3 protein-coding genes are annotated in these 2,070 nt (G+C 73.5%); all 3 read left to right on the top strand.

Annotation, left to right across the window (positions count from 1 at the left end; genetic code table 11):
• Window positions 1–301, top strand: a 301-nt coding sequence (locus AB0B91_RS65405) for an ATP-binding cassette domain-containing protein (protein WP_358343087.1), incomplete at its 5' end; no start/stop codon positions are given.
• The gene (locus AB0B91_RS65400) at window positions 298–990 is read left to right on the top strand and encodes a hypothetical protein (RefSeq protein ID WP_089002505.1); all 693 of its coding nucleotides are present in this window, start codon (window positions 298–300) and stop codon (window positions 988–990) included. The genes AB0B91_RS65405 and AB0B91_RS65400, both read left to right, overlap by 4 nt.
• Window positions 991–1,057: 67 nt before the next feature.
• On the top strand, window positions 1,058–2,070 hold a 1,013-nt coding region (locus tag AB0B91_RS65395), incomplete at its 3' end, for a GNAT family N-acetyltransferase (protein ID WP_358343084.1).

Here is a 2,070-nt window from a genome sequence, read left to right as displayed (position 1 = left end):
GGCGGCGGCCCGCCACCTCGGCTGGGAGGCCGACGGCGACGTCCTCGCCCGCAACCTCTCCGGCGGCACCCGGCAGAAGCTGAACCTGACCATGTCCACCCTCAGCGAGCCGGACGTGCTGCTGCTCGACGAGCCCTACCAGGGCTTCGACCAGGGCACGTACGTCAACTTCTGGGACCAGCTCGCCCGGCTGCGCGACGAGGGACGGGCGATCGTCGTGGTGACCCACCTGCTCAACCAGCTCGACCGGGTCGACCTGGTGCTCGACCTGACCCCGGCCACCCAGGGAGGGCGTGCGTGAACCGGCTCGTCACCGTCGCCGAGATGACCCTGCGGGAGCTGCTGCGCCGTCGGGGCGTGCTCCTGCTGCTGCTGTTGATGCCGCTGGCGTTCTGGCTGATCCGGCGGGACTCGCACGTCGGACAGTCCGTACGCTCGCTGCTGCTCGGCATCAGCTGGGCCGTCAGCACCGCCGCCCTCTTCGCCACCGGCGCGGCCCGCGAACTGGAGCCCCGGCTGCGGCTGGCCGGCTACCGCCCGCACGACCTCTACCTCGGCCGGATGCTCGGCCTGTGGGCGACCGGGCTCATCCTGTCCGTGCCGTTCTTCGTGCTCACCGTCGTCGACGCGCCCGAGCTGCGGCACGGCGGGGTGGCGGTGGCGATGCTCTGCTGCGTGGGCGTGGCCGCGCCGTTCGGGATGCTGATCGGCGCCCTGCTCCCCCGCGAGCTGGAGGGGACGCTGCTGCTGCTCACCGTGGTGGCGGTGCAGATGCTGATCGACCCGGCCGGCACCGGCGCGAAGCTGACCCCGTTCTGGTCCAGCCGGGAGATCGCCACCTGGGCCGTGGACCACACCGACTCCGGCTACCTGACGCGGGGGTCGCTGCACGGGTTGGCCGTCACCGCGCTGCTGATCGGCACCGTGGCGACCGTGTTCAGCGTCCGGCTGCGCCGCCGCCGGCACCTTCGACACCTGCCGATCGGCTGACCGTCCGCCGGTCCGGTCACCGGCGATTGCGGTTGCGGCGACCGCCGGGCCGGGATGGGATGGGCGGATGACCGTCCGCCGGGTGAACGCCGAAGAGAGACTGTCCACCAGCTTCGCGCTCGGCGCGTACGCCTTCGAGGCGTCGCCGCGCAGCGCGGCCCGGGCGGAGGAGTTCCGCGGCTACCTGCCCTACAACGAGGGCAACCGGACGCTGGTCGTCGAGGAGGGCGGCGTCACGCTGGCCGCCGCCTCGGCGATCCCGATGCGGCAGAACGTACGCGGCGAGGTGCTGCCGATGGCCGGCGTCGCCGGGGTCGCCACCCATCCGCTGGCCCGCCGGCGCGGGCACGTACGCACCCTGCTGCACCGCCTCCTCGACGAGATGCGCGACGAGGGGCACCAGCTCAGCGCGCTCTACCCGTTCCGGCCGTCGTTCTACGCCCGGTTCGGCTACGTGGGGCTGCCGAAGCCGCGTACGGTCACGTTCTCGCCGGCCGACCTGGGCGAGCTGCTCGGTGCCGACCTGCCCGGCGAGGTCGGCTGGCAGCGTATCGGCGAGGGCTACCAGGACTGGCGCCGGTTCACCGAGCGGTGCCTGAACGAGCGGCACGGCTTCGCGATCTTCCCCAGCTACCGGGACGTGGGGTTGCGCGACCGCGACGAGCACTGGCTGCTGACGGCCCGCACGGGCGGCACGGTCACCGGTGCCGTGATCTACCGCATCGACGACCACGGCGGCACGCTCACCGCCGGTGACCTGCTCGCCGCCGACCCGGTCGCCCGGGCGCTGCTGTTGCAGTTCTTCGGCCGGCACGTCGACCAGGTGGAGCGGGTCACGGTGCAGGTGCCCGTCGACGAGGCGCCGGAGCTGTGGCTGACCGACCTGGCGGTGCACGTCGAGGCGCAGGTGGCCCGGCCGGGTTCCTCCGCGCCGATGGCCCGGCTGTTGTCGGTCGACGCGCTGGCCGGGCTGCCCGTCGGCCCGGGCCGGGTGCGGGTGGAGCTGACCGGCGACCGGTGGCTGGCCGGGTCGTACCTGCTGGACGGCACCACCGGCACGCTGGAGCTGGTCACCGGCAC

Origin of the sequence: Nonomuraea sp. NPDC049141, from assembly GCF_040648415.1 — a bacterium.
GTDB lineage: Bacteria > Actinomycetota > Actinomycetes > Streptosporangiales > Streptosporangiaceae > Nonomuraea.
The sequence above is the reverse complement of the archived record's forward strand: the minus strand, read 5'-3'. Positions and strand labels throughout refer to the sequence as shown.